An 18,784-nucleotide genomic window follows, 5' to 3' on the forward strand; every position below is an offset into this window, starting at 1 on the left:
CTGTCAGGAACCATATCATGAATCGTCCGCGCATTCTGATCGCCGGTGGAGGTGCAACCGGTGTTATTCTGGCGCGCCAGCTTCTGAGCATTCCACACAAGCAGTTCAAAGTTACAATTGTTGAGCCGCGGGAAGAGTTGGGTTCAGGCATTGCCTATTCCACGAATGAGCCTCTGCATCTGCTCAACACCAGAGTCAGCGTCATGAGCGCGCTGCACGACAAGCCGGATGATTTTCAAGCCTGGCTTGGAACGAGTGGCCTGGGCCGAGACCATGATTGCGATGATGCGCGCTCATTTGCGCCGCGGATGCTTTACCGTCTTTACCTGCAATCGCTGTTGGCGCCATGGCTGGAAAGCTCCGGTGATGGCAGGCTGCAGATCATACAGGACCGTTGCGTTCACATGAGTGCCATCAAGGCGGGTGTGGTGGCAACAATGGCCAGCGGCAGAACCGAACTGGCAACTCTGGGGGTTCTGGCGACCGGCCATGCCCTGGCCGAACCGGAAGCAACCCAAATCGGACTGAGCCCGCAAGCCGACGTTCTGATCATTGGCACCGGCCTTTCCATGGTGGATGAGGTCATCTCGCTGCGAAAGGCCGGGCATACCGGGAAAATTACCGCACTGTCGCGCCGTGGCCTGCTGCCGCGCCCTCACCGCCTGACCACGCCGGTCAAACTTGACCTGGCTGATATTCCCTTGGGTGCCGGGGTACCCTTTTTGCTGCACTGGCTTCGGCAGACAATCAGATGGACAGAGGCGAAGGGTGGCGACTGGCGTGACGTGCTGGATGGATTGCGCCCTTTCAACATGGCGATCTGGCAAGCCTTGCCGCAGCAATCGCGCGCAAGTTTTGTTCGCCATGCTCGCACATTGTGGGAAGTCCATCGGCACCGTTTGCCACCGAAATCGGACGCGATCATTCGGCAGGCGCAAGCCGATGGGCAACTGACCATCATCCGCGGTCGAGTGATGGGTGTGGACAAGGTCGGCGACCAATATCAGGTGACGATCAAGACCCGTGGTAATGAAAGCCGCCGGATATTTGGCAGAGTCATCGACTGTATGGGAATTATCCGCGATTTACGGGCCCTGGCTGGTAATTTGCCTGCTGCGCTGGTTGAGGATGGCACAGCACGAATGGATCCGTTGGCGATAGGATTGGACATTGCCCCGAATTGCGCAATCATTGCCAGGTCAGGGGTCATTTCCGAACAGATCTTTGCCGCTGGGCCACTGACCAGAGCAGGCTTGTGGGAGATCACCGCAATTCCCGATATACGCCAGCAATGCGCATCGCTGGCGCAAACTCTGGCCGAAAAACTGGAAAATATTCCGCAGAACGCCTGAAACTGCGCGTCGATTACTCGGCGGCGCCCGTATTTCGAGTGGCAAACAACCCGCGAATGTCAGTCATGTATTGCCTTGCAGCAAGCGCAAATATTGACGGGCCGTGCCACAGATATCGCTTCCACATGCGGCGCGGACTGACCGCCAACCGGTGCAGCCATTCCAACCCTGCCTTCTGCATGGCGGCTGGCGCACGCGCCTGCTCTCCGGTTAAAAAGTCAATGCTTGCGCCCACGCACAGCGCAAACCCATGGGTGCGCCCAGCCTTTGCCAAGTCATGGGCGAAAATTTCCTGCTTCGGAAATGACAGGCAGACGAACAGAATGTCCCAGTCTGCATCGCATGCGCGCTGCACCGTGCGCTGCCACTCGCAGGAACCAATCTGCAGGCGGGTATGACTGGAAATGTGGGTGATGCGCGCATCGGGATACTTGGCCTGCAATTGCAGCACGGCCTCATGGGAAGGGCCTATAACGGCCATCTGCACATCCGGCGTGAGTGCGTCTGCCAGAAGATCCCGCGTCAGATCAGACCCCGGACAGGGTGTGAGTTTCCTGCCGCTTGGTCGCGCCAACGCCGTTAGTATTCGACTGTCGCAGATATGCAGGGCGGCAGAGTCATAAGCTGCCCGCAATTCGGGATCACGCTTGTTGTGATAGCTCACGACATGGTCGACATTGGGGGTTACAGCATAGCCGTATGTTCCCTTGTCCACCCACAAACCAATAACCTTGCGAACACCTGCCATATCGGTGTTCAAAAACCGCATTCCCAGAAAAGGAACTGTCAGCGTCATAAAGGTCTCTTTAATTTCTACATGAAAATGATTCGCAATCGTATTTGTACATGTATCACTAGACAGAATAATCCAGCTTTCAGAAAATCACGAAACCTTGAATTAGTGAGACAGTTGGACGCAGACGAGAGTTTCTCTCAATCATCTAAATGAAAGCCTATGTAAATCACTCTTATGTGAACAGGAAATCTCATGGTCAAGCTTCTTGGTATCTCCGGTAGCCTTCGAGCTCAATCTTTCAATACTGCGTTGATGCGCGCAGCTGCAGTTCCGGCTAGATCTCATGCGGAATATACTTATACCACTTTAGAAGGCATCCCCCTCTATAATGCTGATGTGGAAACGCGGGAAGGTATTCCCGCAGCCGTCGAAAGTTTAAAGACGGCAATTGCAAATGCGGATGGCGTGCTGTTCTTTACACCCGAATACAACAATTCGCTTCCCGGTGTATTCAAGAATGCGATTGACTGGGCCAGTCGACCGGCAAGCGATATCAAGCGTGTGTTTGGTGGCAAGCCCGTTGCTGTTCTAGGGGCGTCCATGGGCAATTTTGGCACTGTTCTCAGTCAGAACGCATGGTTGCCGGTTATTCGAACCTTGGGCATGGAGCCCTGGTTTGAAGGTCGCCTGATGCTGTCTCGCGCGCAGGATGTTTTTGATGAGGCTGGCGAACTGAACGACGCGAAGACTGTTCGCAAGCTTGAAGAGTTTATAGGCGGCTTTGCAGAATTCGTTTCACGAAGATAATACCAACAAGGCAGCTCAGCCAAAAATTTCCGGCCGATACTGCCTTGAAGTTTTCTTGAGACGTCAGACGGTTATACCCGGAATACCGATGTTCCGGTGGTGCGGCGAGCTTCCAGATCTTCGTGGGCGCGCCGCGCTTCCTGTAACGGATATGTCTGGTTGATCTGAATTTTCACCGCGCCAGAGCCAATGACCTTGAACAACGAGCGCGCCGTTGCCTCCAGATCCTCTCGCGTGGATGTGTAGGCAAACAGGCTGGGCCGCGTGGCAAAAAGCGAGCCTTTCTGGTTCAGCACTGCAAGGTCGAAGTTGCGGATCATGCCGGAGGATTGTCCGAAGGAGACAAACAGGCCAAGCCGCTTGAGACAGTCGAGACTTGCGGGATAGGTCGCCTGCCCCACCGAGTCATAGACAACATCACATTTGCGCCCGCGGGTAATTTCCTTCACCGCTTCAACAAAATCTGTTGTTTGATAGTTGATGACATGGTCGCAACCATTGGCCAGAGCAAGCGCGCATTTTTCGTCTGAACCCGCAGTGCCAATCACCGTTGCGCCAAGATGTTTCGCCCATTGCGTGGCAATCAGCCCTACCCCGCCAGCGGCCGCGTGAAACAGCATCACCGTGTCAGGGCCAACCTTGAATGTCCTGCGCAACAGATATTCCGCGGTCATGCCCTTCAGCATCACTGCAGCAGCAATCTCTTCGTCAATTCCGTCCGGCAGATGCACCGCCTGCGAAGCGGGCACAAGAGCTTCTTCCGCATAAGCGCCGTCTGCTGCCGCATAGGCAACACGCTCTCCCACCTTGAAGCTTGTTACCCCTTCGCCAACAGCAACAATGGTTCCCGCGCCTTCCTTGCCAGGCACAAATGGAAATCTGGGTGCCTTGTAAACACCGTTGCGCAGATAAACGTCTATGAAATTAAGGCCGACAGCCTTTTGCCGCACCCGCAGCTGGCCGGGGCCGGGAGCCGCCAGCTCATGGTCCTGCCATACGAGTTTTTCGGGGCCACCGATAGCATCAACAACAATCGCCTTGGTCAAACCAGATGTTCCTTTTGATCCGGATCCGCGCCGCCGCCGTCCAAAAGCTGGACAACTGCGCCAATGAGCAGGAGGTAAAGTCCGGTGATGATGATGCCGCCTTTAACAAAAGCGGAGGTTTCAAAACCGGCTGCCAAAGCCCATAACCCGAAAATGCACCATAAGGCAAAAATCGCCAGATTAAACTTGCGGTATCGAACCACCCGAACCGGGTGCAAAAATTTAATCGGTGCAAAAGTGGTGACTGCGCAAAAGAGCACAACCGAAAATGCAATTGCGGCATTGGGTTGCACGGCAAACAGCGCAAAAACCACCATGTTCCAGGTTACAGGAAACCCGCGAAAGAAATTGTCTTTCGTCTTCATGCGGGTGTCTGCGTAATAGATAGCACTGGTGATAACAATCAGCGCAGCAGCAACAAACGACCATGCGTGGCCGATCATTCCGGACTGATAGAGTGCAAATGCCGGAATCAGCACATATGTTGCATAGTCGATGATGGAATCCAGCATGTCTCCGGACCAGTCCGGCAAAACGCGCTTGATATCAATTTTCCGGGCGATCGGCCCATCGATTCCATCAACAAACAAGGCCAGCCCAAGCCAAAGGAACATTGCGGTCCAGCGCTGTTCAGCCGCAGCAATGATGGACAGGAACGCCCAGAAGGCGCCGCTGGCAGTGAGAAGATGGACGGAAAATGCACGCCATTTTTCGTATGTAGTCGCCACGTCGCCGGATCGAGCCTCGCTTGTTTGGCCGTGGAGTATGGTGGCATAACGCGCCATTGTCACCCGGCAGGCCTCAGCTTTTACATCTATCAGGCGCTATCGCAACCTGTGCCCTATGGGCTAAAAGCGCTCAACGGCATAGAACAGGGGCGAAATGTCATGAAATGCGAGATTGCAGTCGTCGGCGGCGGCCTGACCGGCCTTGCCATTTCGCTTGGCCTGGCCGGCAAAGGCGTGGATACTGCGTTAATTGCACCGCCCTCCTCGCAAGATGGTCGCACCACCGCACTTTTTGGCGCATCGCTGGAATACCTGGCCAGCCTTGATGTTCTTGAAGCGGTGAAAGCGGTGGGTGCGCCCCTGCAAACCATGCGAATCATAGACGATACCGGGCGCATTTTGCGTGCGCCGATTGTCGAGTTTGAGTCGGCTGAAATCGGGCTCGACAGTTTCGGCGTCAATGCCCTGAATCGCGATCTCAATCAGGTGATGTCCGAGCGGCTGGCCGATTTTTCAAACGTGACACGTTTTGCAAGTCCGCTGCGCAAAATGCAGACCGATCAGGATATGGCTCATCTTGAGCTGGAAGACGGCACTCGTATTTCCACTCATCTGGTGGTTGGTGCGGACGGGCGCAACTCTCTGGTGCGCAAGAGTGCCGGTATCGAGGTGCGGACCTGGCCCTATCCACAAAGCGCAATGGTTTTGAACTTTTCCCATCAGCGACCACATCATAATATTTCCACTGAGTTTCACCGCCCGGCAGGACCATTTACCCAGGTGCCACTGCCCGGCAATGCGTCTTCGCTGGTCTGGGTGGAAAAGCCGGATATTGCGCGAACTGTTCAGCAGGCTGCACCGACGGAGCTTGCGCGCATGGTCGAGGAGCGGATGCATTCCATTCTCGGCGCTGTTGAATTGACCAGTGAAATTCAGTGTTTTCCGCTTTCGGGCGGGCGCGCGCACAGCTTGACCGCGCAGCGTGTGGCACTGGTCGGGGAAGCTGCGCATGTATTTCCGCCAATTGGCGCTCAAGGGCTGAACCTCGGCTTGCGAGATGTTGCCAGCATTATCGACCTGGTTGGCAGCGGAAAATCTGCCGCTGGCAGCGATGAAATGCTGCATGCCTATGAAAATGCGCGGCGCACTGACATTGCTGTGCGCTCTTTTGGTGTTGATTTGCTGAACCGCTCACTTCTGGCTGATATGCTGCCGATGCAGATTTTGCGCACGGCCGGGCTGCAGGCGCTTGCCTCGATTGCTCCTGCCCGGCGTTTTGCCATGCGTGAAGGTGTATCACCGGGTTCGGGAATTTTCGGAATGCGCGACCACAGCGCTCTTGTGCGTCGCTAAAGGCCGGGTTATCCCATTGTCATGCCAAGCAGCAACCCGATTTCACGCGCACGTTTTCATATTGGTCAGATAGTCCGCCACCGCATGTTTCCGTTTCGTGGCGTGATCTTCGATGTTGATCCGGAATTCGACAATACCGAAGAATGGTACATGTCAATTCCTGAACAGGCACGCCCGCGCAAGGACCAGCCATTTTATCACCTGCTGGCCGAAAATGCCGAGAGCGAATACATCGCCTATGTTTCCGAGCAAAATCTGGAACATGACGAAGCGGGTGGCCCGGTCAACCACCCGCAACTGGCTGAAATGTTTGACGGCCCGATTGATGGTCGTTACACGCTCAAGGCCTCTCGCCGAAACTGACCCAGGCGACTGGTCGCTTCCTCCTGATTCAGTATATCCGCGTTCAAACAATCTCTGGAGGTTGATGTTTCCAGATAGCGCAAAGCCGTGCGGGCAGATTTCTGGCGCAAATCCACCAGGCTGGATGGCGAGTAAAACGCCGCGTGCGGGGATAGCAGCAGCTTGTGGCGTATGGCTGAACGGGGCGCTCGCCATGCCTGCATCAGCGGGTGACTTTCCGGCAGCGGTTCAATTTCCAGCACGTCCAGCGCAGCGGCACTGATAGCGCCATTTGTCAGCGCATCTTTCAACGCGGCCAGATCCACCACACCACCACGCGATGTATTGACCAGCACCGCATCAGGCTTCATCGCGGTCAGTTGTTCACTGGAAATCAGATGCCTGGTTTCTGGTGTGAGAGGCGTATGCAGAGACACGACATCGCTGATTGCCAGCAGCTCTGCCAATGTATCCACCCGGCGAATGCCGAGCGCCAGTTCAGAGCCTGTGCTGCGATACGGATCATAAAACACGACCTGCATGCCCAGGGCTTTGGCCCGCAAAGCGGCCGCAGTTCCAATACGCCCCAGCCCCACGACGCCAAACACCTGCGTGGAAAGGCGACGAATGGTTGGCACATCCTGGAAGCGCCAGCCAGCAACCGGGTTTTCGTAGATAGCGCTGTTGTAGTGTGCAATGCCCCGCAGCAGCGCCAGCGTCAGGCCAATGGCGTGGTCGGCCACATCGGTTGTGCCGTAGTCGGGCGTATTGCACACAGCCACACCCCGTTTGGCGGCCGCTTCAAGATCAATATTATCGAAACCGACGCCTGCCCGCACCACAACCCGGCATCCGGGCATTTTATCCAGCACGTCCGCATTCACTTCAATCTCGTGATAGCAGACCATGGCCACGGTGTTCTGCCACACATCCTGCGGAATCTGCGCGATGTTTCCCGGCTGGAAAATTCGCACCTGAAAATCGTTGCCGTAAATTGCCTGTTCCAGATCAGCCTCACCTGAGAACTGCACGTCGGGCTGAAGTATAATCTTCGCCATAAAAGCCTCCTGTACTAGTTGATCAGACCGGCCATGCGCGGCAGCCAGAGCGAAACCGCCGGAACATAGGTGATGATGATCAGTGCGATGATTTTGACGACATAGAACGGCATCAAGGCGCGAGTTATCTGACCCATGGATTTGCCGCCGATGGAAGAAATGACCAGAAGATTGGTGCCGACTGGCGGTGTGTTAAGCCCGATCATCAGATTGACGATAACAACGATGGCGAAATGGATCGGGTCGATGCCAAACTGCACCGCCGTCGGTTGCAGAATTGGCACAAAGATCAAAATCGCTGGAACGGTATCAACGAAGGCGCCGACAAACAGCAGAAACAGATTGACCAGCAGCAGAAAGACGATCGGATTGTCCGTCATCATCTGAAAAAGATCGCGCGTGGCGTTCGGCACATTTTCCATTGCCAGATACCAGGCGAACAGATTGGACGTCGCCACAATGATCATGACCGTGGCGCTGGTCAGCGCACTTTCACGAAACACCTGGCCAAGTCTGGCAAAGCTGACGGCCCGATAACCGACCACGCAGAGCAGAAACGCATAACCGCACAGAACAGCGGCTGCCTCTGTTGCTGTGAAAATGCCGCCTCGAACCCCGCCAACAATGATAATTGGTGCAACCAGAACCGGCAGCGCCTTGATGGTTGCCTGAAGCAAAATTCGTGGCGTTGGTGCCGCAGTTGTTGGCATCGGGTGGTTGCGGCAGGCATAGGCAACATAGATCATCAGCAAAAGCGCAATGAGCAGCGCGGGCATTATGCCGGCAAAAAACATTGCGCCAATCGAAAGCTTGGTGGGAATTGCATAGATGACCATGATCAGGCTGGGTGGCAGGATTGGTGCCATAATGGCACCCGACACAGTGAGTGCTGATGCAAACTCAACCGAATAACCGCGCGCCTTCATGGTTGGCAGCATGACCGCACCCAGCGCGGCAGTGTCTGCCGTGGCAGAGCCTGAAACACCGGCCATCATCAGGTTTGCCAGCACGTTCACCTGTGCCAGACCCCCGCGTATACGCCCGACGATGACATCGGCAAAATCAATAAGCCGCTGAATGACGCCGCCGGCCACCAGAATATTGCCCGCCAGAATGAACAAGGGCAGAGCCAGGAGGCCGTAACTGTTCATGCCCGCGAACATTCGCTGTGCAGCGATAGTCGGATTGTCCACCCCCGCCAGCATCAGGCCCGCAAGTGCCAACAAACCAATGCTGAATGCTATTGGAACGCTGATGCTGAGGAGGACAACCAACAAAACTACGAGAATAAGGGCCGAGATCATTCTGCCGGATCCTTTCGCACCAGTTGCCACGCCTGATTGAGCAGGGCAAAAAACGAAAGAAGGCAGGCGATTGGTATGATGCCGTAGAACAGCCCCATCGGCAGCCGCATGGCGGTGGAAGGCTGGTTCCAGCTGCTTTGTGCAAGGTGCCAGCCGCCATAGCCGATATAGACAACGAAAATGCCTGCGGTCAGAAGACCCAAGGCCCTCAGCCAGTTCGTCAGAACCGGATGTTTGTGTTCCGGCAACAGGCTGAGCTGAATGTGCAGCTTTTCGCCAATGGCGCGGTACATACCGAGAAATGACAGGACAACCAGAAGAAACTGCGAAAGCTCTTCAGGCCAGGCCATTGCCGCGTGGTTCACATATCGGGCAAAAACCTGGGAAATCATTGCCACGACAATGACGGCCAGACAGGCCACCATAACCGCATCAACAATTCTATGAACAACGGAAACAAGCTTCATTCGATTGCCCTTCCGCAAATCGACGCTGTTGAAACTTAATTTTTGAGAAGGCGACCGACCTGAACAGCGTTTCGCCAATGTCAAAACGCTGTTCATGCCTTTCAGAATCGAACTATTGCGCAGCGGCAGCCCGTTGCTGGCGGATATTGCCGATCTCGTCGTAAACGGCGGTGACAAAAGCCGGATCAAGTTCCTGGTTCAGATAGTCCTGCATCGGCTGCTGAACCGCGTCCCGGAAGCTTGCAACCTCTTCCGCGCTGGGAAAATAAATCTCCATACCCCTGTCGCGCAGCGCATCCACCGTCACGACACGTGACTGGTAGTTCCGTTCGCCATATTCCGTGGCCGAGGCCATTACAGCGCCGGTTGCCACGACCTCGCGAAGTTCCAGCGGCAGGCTTTTGAAAAATGCCTCGCCAATAACGATACTGTTCAGACCAAGCTGATGATTGTCCACTGTGAGGTGCTTCTGCACCTCATTGAAAGAATAGTCATGGATAACGCCAATCGGGTTTTCCTGCCCGTCAACAACGCCTGTCTGCATGGCGCCGTACAACTCTTCCCACGGAATTGGCGTGGGCGAGCCCCCCATGGCCTGCACCATGGCAAGCGACATCGGGCTTGGTGGCACTCGCATTTTTATACCGGCCATGTCTGCGGCGGATTTGATAGGGTGCTTGTTGTTGGTAAAATTGCGAAAACCGTAGGATGCAGCAGAAAGCATGCGCAGTCCGGCCTCTTCCGCCATTTTCAGATTGGTTTCTGTAAACAGATCGCTGGCCAGAAACTGATTGGCTTCCTCATCATTCGCAAACAGATACGGCGTCGCCAGAATCATCATCGGCTTGTAAAAGGCATCAAGAGTCTGCTCATCGGCTTGCGCAACCTGGATTGCACCCGCCTTGACCTGCTCCAACCCGTCCTTGATAGACCCAAGCTGGCCCGCCGGTGAGATGATGACCTCGATCTGTCCGGCACTTGCCCCTTCAACATAGGCTTTGAAAACTTCGTAACCCTTGTGCAGCGGACTTTCCGGCGCTTCCGAATGGCTTGCTCTTATCGTGTAATCAGCGGCCCACGCAGTTTGGGGCAGAACCAGCACCGCGGCAATTGCAGTAACCGAGAGTAATTTCCTGACATCATGCTTCATTTCAATTCCCCTCTTTTGATTATCGTTTTGATCTGAAATTTTTTGCGTTTCGTCAGACACGGTTCCCTCTGATTCAGAGCACTCCGTACTTTGCGTAGACCTCTCCAAGCAGCAGGCCGTTTTCCAGCTCTTCACGGGTTTTGTTTTCGCTGTTCACCTTTTCCAGTGCACCTGCCACGACCTTTTCGGCAATGTCCTGCGGCACCACCACCACGCCATCAACATCGCCAAAAATCAGATCGCCCGGCACAACCCGCACACCACCGCAATCAATTGGAATATCGCGTGCCATCATCTTGCCGCGCCCACGTGAATCGAGGGGGCCTATGCCACCATGGAAAACCGGAAAGCCCAATTTGCGAATGTGCAGAACATCACGCACCAGACCATCTGTCACACAGCCAACTGCTCCACGTTTGATGGAGGCTGTGGTGAGCAACTCTCCCCATGGTGCAATGCGTGTGGTTGGGCCAGCGCAACCCAGAACTGCAATATCATCCGCTTTCAGATCGTCGATCAGTTCAATCTCGACTTCATAGGGGTTTTCGCCATCCCGCACGGAATAGGTGTTCATGAATGACCCTGTGCGGGCGTAACCAATCAGTTTCTGCGATTCATCCAGTGGACGAACAAAAGGCGCCATCGCCTGGTTGGGCATGCCGTGATCGTCGAGAACATCTGAAATGACCGCCGAATAGAGAACTGACTTCAACGCCGCGAGATCAAAGTTCAGCTTACGCATTTATTCCCCCAATGTGCTAGATTAAACGTTTAACTAAAGACTATGATCGTTTGAGAAATGCGTCAATAGGACCTAGAGATTTTCCTGTTGGCATGGATTTTTTGAGTAGGGAGACTGCAGTGGCGGAAAAAGCCAATTTACACTCCGTTGCGGCGCATGCCGGGGTTTCCATTGCCACGGTCTCCAAAGTGGTCAATGGAATTCATCTGGGCATGTCGCAGGCAACGCTGGAGCGTGTGCAGGCTTCCATCAATGAACTTGGTTATCGTCCGAACCGAACCGGACGTGGCTTGCGCACCTTGCGGCGGTTCATGATCGGCTTGGCGGTGGTGGACCCCTCGCCCACTTTCCTGACAGATCCATTCACCACCAATCTGGTGGCCGGGCTTTCCAATTATCTCAGCGAACAGGACTTTGGCTTGCTGCTCCACGGCATTAAGCCACGTCAGGTTGAGCAGTCGTTTCTTGTACGGGAGAATGTCGTGGATGCGTTTTGCCTGATGCTGTCGGGCTCTGCCAACTCGCGCCGAACCAACACGGCAATGTTTGCCGGGCTGAATCACCCGCTGGTGGTGTTTCAATGCAAGCCGGACGAGACGCTGCAAGACATCTGCTACATCAACCAGGATGATCGCGGTGGCGCGTTGGAATTGGCAAAGCACATCTTGTTACGCGAGCCCGCCAATGCGCTGATTGTCATACCGGATATTTTCTGGCCGGCGATTGAAAAGCGGGTGGAGGCTTTCTGGGAGGTGCTTCGGGGTGCCGGTGTGGCCACCAAAGTTCTGCGGTGTGATGAGCATAGCGCCGATCATATTGGCCATTCCATCTCGCAGCACATTGGGAGGCACGGCCTGCCCGACGTAATTTTGGGCGGCAATGACAAAATTGCGGTTGCGGCGCTTCAAATGTTGGACAGCCGCGGGGTTTCCGTTCCAGATCAAGTGGCCGTGTCTGGCTTTAATGCGTTTGAGCAGCACCGGCACGCAGGCGGCAATCTGACATCTGCCAGTTCGCCAGCCTATGAGATGGGTGTCCTGGGCGGCAAACTGCTTTTGAAACGCTTGCAGAGCACGGCATTTGAGAAAAATGAATATACGTTACCGGTGAAAATCATTCCCGGCGCCACGGCGTAAAACCAAAAACCCGCACCGTTGGAACGATGCGGGTTCGGATGCTTGTTCGGTATGTTCAGCTCAGGAATTATTGAGCTGGCGGAGTTTCCAACGCCTGGTTCTGGGCATCTTCAAACCGCTTGCGGCGCTCTTCCGCCTGACTCTGCAGTGCCTGGTTCAGCTGCTGCTGGCGCTGCTCAACCTCTGGCTGTTCACGCGCTGGGCCGTCAAAAGCCTGTGTGAAGCCCGCGAGCGTTACATCAATCGGGTTTGGCTGACGCTGGAAGTTGACCGAAGTCACCTTCAGATTGCCGCCGCGCTTCATGGCGCTGACCAAGGCATCTGTCAGTTCGATTTCTGCAATGCAGCGGTCCGGGAAACAAACTGAATAATTCAGTGTTTGTGCAGCCTGTGTATCAATCTGGATCTGTACGCCAGCCGGAATGACACGGCCTGTCGGCACGACAGCCTGAAGAACGCGCTGGTTGACCGAACCGGTAACAGTGATCAGGTTCACTGCCGTTATCAGCTGTCGCGTGTCTGCAATCAACGTGTACTGGGTGTTGCAGATCGTGTTGTCTCCCTGCGGAGAGCATACCTTGAACCATTCAGCCGGAACTGATTGCGCCGATGCGCCTGTGACGGGCATGGCAGCAGCAAATGAAACAAGGCCGGCGGCAAGGGCGATGCGGTGAGCGTTTAGCAAACGGGTTTTCAAAGCCAGTCTTCCTCTCGGCAAATCACTCGTCTGGGCGATGTATATACCCAATATCGAGCTAGCCCGTGTTTCGCAAATAAGGCCGTTTAAAGACCTCGGCGTGCGATAGCCCCAACGGCGACGGTAGGCAAGCGGGGTATATTCCGATATTTTCGCAGGCGGTAAGTCAAGGAGTGCGTTTTCAATGCGGTTGGACAATTCAATGTTGCGGGCAATGGCGCTTGCCGGTTGCTCTCTATTTGTTCTGGCCGGGCCGCTGCATGCGCAAGAGCAATCTGCCCATGCCATTGCAATGCATGGGAAACCGGCTCTGGACGCCGGATTCAAAGCGTTTCCTTTCGTCAATCCGCAGGCGCCGAAGGGCGGCAAAATGGTCTATGGCGTGGTTGGGGATTTCGACAATCTCAACCCGGTCACCGTGCGTGGAGCTCTGACAACTGCACGTGGCATTTTTAATGATACGGAGTTCGGAAATTTCGTATTTGAGCCATTAATGCAACGCTCGCCCGATGAACCCTTCACTCTTTACGGTTTGATTGCCGAATCAGTTTTGACCGATGACGAGCGCAGTTTTGTCGAATTCACGCTGAACCCCGAAGCCCGGTTTTCCGACGGCAAGCCGGTGCGTGTGGAAGATGTGCTTTTTACCACCCGTATGATGCAGCAGCAGGGTGTTGTCAGGCCGCATTACACCAACTGGCTTTCCCGTGTTGAAAAAATTGAAAAGACCGGCGAGCGCAAAGTTCGTTTCACTTTCAACGAGAAAGCCGACCGGGAATTGCCGTTGCTGCTGGCCGGCCTGCCAGTGTTGCCCGAGCACGGCTTCGACCCGGAAACATTTGGCAACACCACGCTTGAGCCTCTGGTCGGGTCCGGCCCCTACGTGATTTCGACCGTGCGGCCGGGACAGCTTATCACCTATCGCAAAAACCCGGATTACTGGGGCAAGGACCTGCCCATCAAGCAGGGTCTGGACAATTATGATGAAATCACCGTCGAATATTTCCGTGATGTGAATTCGCAGTTTGAAGCCTTCAAGAAGGGCATTTTCTACATCTATCCGGACGCCAATCCACGCCACTGGGCAACAGCTTACAACTTTCCTGCCGTGGCCAATGGCGCTGTGAAGCGTGATGAGTTTCAAACCGGGCGCCCTGCCGTATTGAATGCCTTCTTCTTCAACACCAGACGGGAAATTTTTGCCGATCGGCAGGTGCGTGCGGCGCTGGCAATGCTGTTTGATTTTGAATGGGCCAATGCGAATCTGTTTCACGGCGCCTATCAGCGCACCTCTGGCTATTTTGACAACACGCATCTTTCCAGTCTGGGCCAGCCCGCCAGTGCGCTGGAAAAGAAGCTTTTGGGCGATCAGGCCGCTGACATTCCGGCAGATGTCATGCAGGGCGCATGGCGCCAGCCGGTGACCGATGGTTCCGGCGCCGACCGCAAAGTGCTTCGCGAGGCTTTAAGCCTGTTGCAGGCAAGTGGCTTCACGCTGAAAGGTTCGCAACTTGTAGATGCGTCCGGAAGACCGCTGACCTTTGAAATCCTTGTGCAGACCATTGACCAGCAGCGCATAGCGCTAGGCTATCAGCGCACCCTCGCCCGCATTGGCGTTAATGTCAGCGTGCGGCAGGCAGATGATGCTCAGTACCAGTTGCGCAAGCAGAGTTTTGACTATGACATGCTGGTTTCAGCCTTCAATGGCACGCTGTCACCCGGCGCGGAACAGGTTGGCCGCTGGGGCAGCGTGGCGCGAGATGCACCGGGCTCCTTCAACTATTCCGGCGTGGCGGAACCGGCGGTGGATGCCGCCATTGACGCCATGGTGCAGGCCACCAGCATCGAGGATTATGTTGCGGCCGTGCGCGCTTATGACCGCTTGCTGATTTCGGGGTCTTATGTGGTTCCGCTTTTCTACCTGCGGGACCAGTGGCTGGCGCGCTGGGACTTTATCCAGCACCCGGAAACCATTCCATTGACGGGCTACTATCTGCCCGCCTTCTGGCGAGCAGCCAGCAACTGAGACTTTGTTTGGGCGAGAACGCCTATGCGGCGTGCTTCTGCGCGTCTTCGGCAAAGCGGCTCAATTGTGTAGCTACCACCGCTGCGCCGTTAAGCCGTTGTTCCGGTTGCTGCCAATCCCGCATTAGAACGATTGAGTGGTCGGGCCGGATTTTGGCCGCCGCACCCTGTTCTGCAATATAGCGAACCAGTGCCACGGGGTTGGCAAAGGTTTTGTCGCGGAACTGTACAACCAGCCCTTTCGGCCCGGCATCCAGCTTCTCGATATTGGCCTTGCGGCACAGCGCCTTGATGAAAACAACCTTCAGCAAATGCTGAACCTCGTCGGGCAATGGGCCAAAGCGGTCGATCAATTCCGCACCAAAGGCGTCAATTTCCCGCGCATCATTCAAATCCGCCAGACGGCGATACAGGCTCATGCGCAATTGCAGATCCGGCACATAGCCTTCCGGTATCATGACCGCAGTGCCAAGCGTGATTTGCGGCGACCAGTTGCCATCGGTTTCAGGCTCCACGCCTTTCATTTCAGCAACGGCCTCTTCCAGCATCTGCTGGTAAAGCTCAAAGCCCACTTCTTTTACGTGGCCACTCTGCTCTTCACCCAGAATATTGCCCGCCCCGCGCTGGTCCAGGTCGTGGCTGGCAAGCTGAAAGCCTGCACCCAGCGTGTCCAGAGATTGCAGCACTTTCAGCCTTCTGTCCGCTCCGGCAGTCGGTGTCTTGTTGGCGGGAATGGTCATCAGCGCATAAGCACGCTGCTTGGACCGCCCCACGCGGCCCCGCAATTGATAAAGCTGCGCCAGGCCGAACATGTCGGCTCGGTGAATCACCATGGTGTTGGCACTCGGAATATCCAGGCCAGACTCAACAATGGTAGTGGATAGAAGCACATCATACTGGCCCTCGTAAAAGGCATTCATGATGTCATCCAGCTCGCCGGCAGCCATCTGGCCATGGGCAATTGCCACTTTGAGTTCCGGCACCTGCTCGTCCAGAAACTCCTTGATGCCGGCAAGATCGGCCAGGCGCGGCGCGACGTAGAAACTCTGCCCGCCGCGGTAGCGCTCCCGCAACAGCGTTTCCCGCACAGCCAGCGGATCAAATGGTGTAATGAATGTGCGCACCGCCATCCGGTCCACCGGTGGCGTGGTGATAAGCGAAAGCTCGCGCACGCCGGTCAGTGCCAATTGCAAAGTGCGCGGAATCGGTGTGGCTGAAAGAGTCAGCACGTGGACGTCGGATTTCAGTTCCTTCATCCGCTCCTTATGTTTCACGCCAAAATGCTGTTCTTCATCAATGATCAGCAGTCCGAGGTTTTTAAACTCCACCGATTTGCCAAGCAGTGCGTGCGTCCCGACCACGATATCCACCGTACCGGCAGTAACGCCCTTCTTTGCCTCGGACAGCTCTTTGCCGGATACGAGTCGGGATGCTTGTGCAATGTTCAGCGGCAAACCGCGAAAACGCTCGGAGAAAGTTTTGTAGTGCTGGCGAGCCAACAGCGTGGTGGGCACCACAACGGCGACCTGCACGCCATTCATTGCAGCAATGAACGCCGCGCGAAGGGCAACTTCCGTTTTGCCAAAACCCACATCACCGCAAACCAGCCGGTCCATGGGCTTGCCTGCCGCAAGGTCATCGGCAATGGCCTCGATAGCGTTAAGCTGGTCTTCCGTTTCCTCGTAGGGAAAACGTGCCTGAAATTCGCCCCAGAGGCCTTCAGGCGGCAGCAGCTTGGGCGCACCGCGAGTTTCGCGTGCAGCAGCAATGCGGATCAGCTCGCCAGCCATATCCAGAAGGCGCTTTTTCAGTTTTGCCTTGCGCGCCTGCCACGCACCGCCGCCGAGCTTGTCTAATGTGGTTTCTGAACCCTCACCGCCAAAGCGCGATAATAGCTCAATATTTTCAACTGGCAGAAACAGTCGATCATCACCGGCGTAATGCAATTCCACGCAGTCATGAGGCGCGCCCGCTGCATCAATGGTGCGCAGGCCGACAAAGCGACCAATTCCGTGATCAACGTGAACAACAATGTCACCCTGGGACAGGCCGGACACTTCTGAAATAAAGTCGGCACCCCGCTTGCGGCGTTTACCCCGGCGCACGAGCCGGTCGCCCAGAATGTCCTGCTCACCCACAACCGCGATACGGTCGGTTTCAAAGCCGTGCTCAACGCCCAGAACAGCGGCTGCAACCGTATTGCGTCCGGCCTCCAGGGCCTGTTTCAGGCTTTCCACCGGCTTGATATTGCCAAGACCATGCTCTTCCACAACCTGGGTCAGGCGGTCACGTGAGCCTTCCGACCAGGCGGCCAGAATGACCTGCTTGCCGCCAGCCCGCAGATTGGCGATGTGCTCCACCGCCGCATTGAACACATTGACATCGCCCGCCTGACGCTCTCCGGCAAAATTTCTGCCGTGGGTGACATCAAGGTTCACCACATCTGTTCCTGCATCGCTTTGCGCATAGGCGGAAATGCGCACTGGCTCCGCCCCTGCAACGCGCAGCGCCACCTCATCGACCGTCAGATACAACTCGTCCGGCGCAACCGGATTGTAAGGCACGCCACCGGCGCTCTGCCCGGCAATGCCGCGTCGCCGGGCCTCGTAATAATCCATGATCAGCGTGCGCCGCTCGCCCACCGCTTCAATCAGCAAATGGTCAAGAACCAGCGGAAAGCCTTCCACATAGTCAAAAAGCGTATCAACTTTTTCATGAAACAGCGGCAGCCAGTGCTCCATACCCGCAAAGCGCTTACCCTCGGAGATGGAGGCATACAGGCCATCATCCCGTGCCGCGGCACCGAAGCGTTTGATGTAATTGCTGCGAAACCGCGATATTGCCTCGTCGCGCAGCATCACCTCTGACACGGGCGCAAGCTCAAACACTTTGCGATGGCCGCTTGTGCGCTGGCTGGCGGGATCGAAAGTGCGGATGGTTTCCAGCGTGTCGCCGAAAAAATCCAGCCGCAAAGGCTCCTCATCGCCCGGGGCAAACAAATCCAGAATGCCACCGCGGACCGCAAATTCGCCCTTTTCGCGAACGGTAGCCACCCGGTCAAAACCGCCGCGCTGCAGAGCATCGACAATATGGTTCATGGAAATGCGGCCGCTGGCCTTTGCGTGAATGGTTTCCTTGGCCAGAACATCCAGCGCGGGCATTCTTTGCAAAAGCGCATTGGCCGTGGTGAGAATAAGTGCCCGGTGCGGCGACTGGCGCAGATTGGCAATGGCACCCATGGCCGCCAGACGTATAGCCGCGATCTGGCTGGAAGGACCAACCCGATCATATGGCAAGCAATCCCAAGCCGGCAGTGTCAGCACCGGAAGTTCTGGCGCAACAAACTGCATGGCATCTTCAATTTCAGCCATGTGACCGCCATCGCGCATGACAAACACCACAGGCTTGTCACCACCGCGATGCCGGGCAATCTCTGCCAGCAGAAACGGAATGTAGGAATCGGGCACATTGCCGATGGAAAAACCGCCAGGCTTGCCGAGGCGTTTTTTCAGATCCGGGGGATTGCTCATGACAGTTTTTCCTCCGGCAGAGTGTAAAAGTCCCGAATCCTTGCAAAAATGTCCGTGTCATATTCTTCGGGCGTTTCTTCGGTGCCCGTGAGCCAGGAAAACAACTGCCGATCTGGCGCATCGATCAGATGCTCGTAGATCGTCAGCTCATCATCCGTCAGCTTGTCAATTTCCGCGTCGGCAAAGCGGCCAAGCACAAGGTCCATTTCCCGCGTTCCGCGATGCCAGGAGCGAAAGAGCACCTTGCGACGGCGCGAATCCAGATCAATTGACGATCGGTTGGAACCTGACATCAGGGCATTCCTTCCTGC

17 protein-coding genes are annotated in these 18,784 nt (G+C 55.6%); 6 read left to right on the forward strand and 11 right to left on the reverse strand.

The window, feature by feature from the left end:
• Positions 1 to 17: 17 nt before the first annotated feature.
• On the forward strand, positions 18 to 1,352 hold the full coding sequence (locus FPY71_RS07910; protein WP_149299398.1) for an FAD/NAD(P)-binding protein: 1,335 nt from the start codon (positions 18 to 20) through the stop codon (positions 1,350 to 1,352).
• Between the two features lie 13 nt (positions 1,353 to 1,365).
• Here FPY71_RS07910 and FPY71_RS07915 read toward each other — a convergent pair whose 3' ends face one another.
• Positions 1,366 to 2,148 carry a WecB/TagA/CpsF family glycosyltransferase gene (locus FPY71_RS07915; RefSeq protein WP_149299399.1) on the reverse strand — a complete coding sequence of 261 codons (783 nt, stop codon included), beginning with the start codon at positions 2,146 to 2,148 and terminating at the stop codon, positions 1,366 to 1,368.
• Positions 2,149 to 2,340: 192 nt separating this feature from the next.
• Between FPY71_RS07915 and FPY71_RS07920 the strand changes: the two genes are divergently transcribed.
• The gene (locus FPY71_RS07920) at positions 2,341 to 2,895 is read left to right on the forward strand and encodes an NADPH-dependent FMN reductase (protein ID WP_149299401.1); all 555 of its coding nucleotides are present in this window, start codon (positions 2,341 to 2,343) and stop codon (positions 2,893 to 2,895) included.
• Between the two features lie 71 nt (positions 2,896 to 2,966).
• Here FPY71_RS07920 and FPY71_RS07925 read toward each other — a convergent pair whose 3' ends face one another.
• Positions 2,967 to 3,941, reverse strand: coding sequence for a quinone oxidoreductase family protein (locus FPY71_RS07925; RefSeq protein ID WP_149299403.1), 975 nt, complete (start codon positions 3,939 to 3,941; stop codon positions 2,967 to 2,969).
• Complete coding sequence (pcsA, locus tag FPY71_RS07930) at positions 3,938 to 4,669, reverse strand: phosphatidylcholine synthase (RefSeq protein ID WP_246160195.1); 732 nt, start codon at positions 4,667 to 4,669, stop codon at positions 3,938 to 3,940. Before pcsA ends, FPY71_RS07925 begins: the two co-directional genes overlap by 4 nt.
• Positions 4,670 to 4,828: 159 nt before the next feature.
• On the opposite strand from pcsA, the gene FPY71_RS07935 reads away from it, so the two are divergent.
• Together FPY71_RS07935 and hspQ are read left to right on the forward strand one after the other, a co-directional pair.
• Positions 4,829 to 6,022, forward strand: a complete 1,194-nt coding sequence (locus FPY71_RS07935; RefSeq protein WP_149299405.1) for a UbiH/UbiF family hydroxylase — start codon at positions 4,829 to 4,831, stop codon at positions 6,020 to 6,022.
• Positions 6,023 to 6,043: 21 nt separating this feature from the next.
• Entirely contained in the window at positions 6,044 to 6,385 is a 342-nt protein-coding gene (gene hspQ, locus FPY71_RS07940) for a heat shock protein HspQ (RefSeq protein ID WP_210246263.1), read from the forward strand.
• Here the strand turns inward: hspQ and FPY71_RS07945 are convergent.
• From FPY71_RS07945 to FPY71_RS07965, 5 genes are all read right to left on the reverse strand, one after another.
• On the reverse strand, positions 6,355 to 7,422 hold the full coding sequence (locus FPY71_RS07945; protein WP_149299407.1) for a C-terminal binding protein: 1,068 nt from the start codon (positions 7,420 to 7,422) through the stop codon (positions 6,355 to 6,357). The genes hspQ and FPY71_RS07945 overlap by 31 nt on opposite strands.
• Before the next feature lie 14 nt (positions 7,423 to 7,436).
• Positions 7,437 to 8,726, reverse strand: coding sequence for a TRAP transporter large permease (locus FPY71_RS07950; protein WP_246160196.1), 1,290 nt, complete (start codon positions 8,724 to 8,726; stop codon positions 7,437 to 7,439).
• Complete coding sequence (locus FPY71_RS07955; protein ID WP_149299409.1) at positions 8,723 to 9,193, reverse strand: TRAP transporter small permease; 471 nt, start codon at positions 9,191 to 9,193, stop codon at positions 8,723 to 8,725. The genes FPY71_RS07950 and FPY71_RS07955 overlap by 4 nt, the downstream gene beginning before the upstream one ends.
• A gap of 112 nt (positions 9,194 to 9,305) precedes the next feature.
• Positions 9,306 to 10,343, reverse strand: coding sequence for a TRAP transporter substrate-binding protein (locus FPY71_RS07960; RefSeq protein ID WP_149299411.1), 1,038 nt, complete (start codon positions 10,341 to 10,343; stop codon positions 9,306 to 9,308).
• Positions 10,344 to 10,416: 73 nt separating this feature from the next.
• Positions 10,417 to 11,085: an RraA family protein gene (locus tag FPY71_RS07965; protein ID WP_149299413.1), complete on the reverse strand. Its 669-nt coding sequence runs from the start codon at positions 11,083 to 11,085 to the stop codon at positions 10,417 to 10,419.
• 119 nt (positions 11,086 to 11,204) lie between these two features.
• On the opposite strand from FPY71_RS07965, the gene FPY71_RS07970 reads away from it, so the two are divergent.
• Positions 11,205 to 12,221 (forward strand): LacI family DNA-binding transcriptional regulator, encoded by a 1,017-nt coding sequence (locus FPY71_RS07970; protein WP_246160198.1) that lies wholly within the window; start codon positions 11,205 to 11,207, stop codon positions 12,219 to 12,221.
• A gap of 67 nt (positions 12,222 to 12,288) precedes the next feature.
• On the opposite strand, the gene FPY71_RS07975 is transcribed toward FPY71_RS07970, so the two are convergent.
• A complete protein-coding gene (locus FPY71_RS07975) occupies positions 12,289 to 12,849 on the reverse strand; it encodes an invasion associated locus B family protein (protein WP_149300537.1) in 561 nt (186 codons plus the stop codon).
• Positions 12,850 to 13,102: 253 nt separating this feature from the next.
• Between FPY71_RS07975 and FPY71_RS07980 the strand changes: the two genes are divergently transcribed.
• Positions 13,103 to 14,944, forward strand: a complete 1,842-nt coding sequence (locus FPY71_RS07980) for an extracellular solute-binding protein (RefSeq protein ID WP_149299417.1) — start codon at positions 13,103 to 13,105, stop codon at positions 14,942 to 14,944.
• 22 nt (positions 14,945 to 14,966) lie between these two features.
• Here the strand turns inward: FPY71_RS07980 and mfd are convergent, their stop codons facing one another.
• Together mfd and FPY71_RS07990 are read right to left on the reverse strand one after the other, a co-directional pair.
• A complete protein-coding gene (gene mfd / locus FPY71_RS07985) occupies positions 14,967 to 18,473 on the reverse strand; it encodes a transcription-repair coupling factor (RefSeq protein WP_149299418.1) in 3,507 nt (1,168 codons plus the stop codon).
• Entirely contained in the window at positions 18,470 to 18,766 is a 297-nt protein-coding gene (locus FPY71_RS07990; protein ID WP_149299421.1) for an FAD assembly factor SdhE, read from the reverse strand. Before FPY71_RS07990 ends, mfd begins: the two co-directional genes overlap by 4 nt.
• Positions 18,767 to 18,784: the final 18 nt, after the last annotated feature.

Origin of the sequence: Aureimonas fodinaquatilis (genome assembly GCF_008369445.1) — a bacterium.
Lineage (GTDB): Bacteria > Pseudomonadota > Alphaproteobacteria > Rhizobiales > Rhizobiaceae > Aureimonas > Aureimonas fodinaquatilis.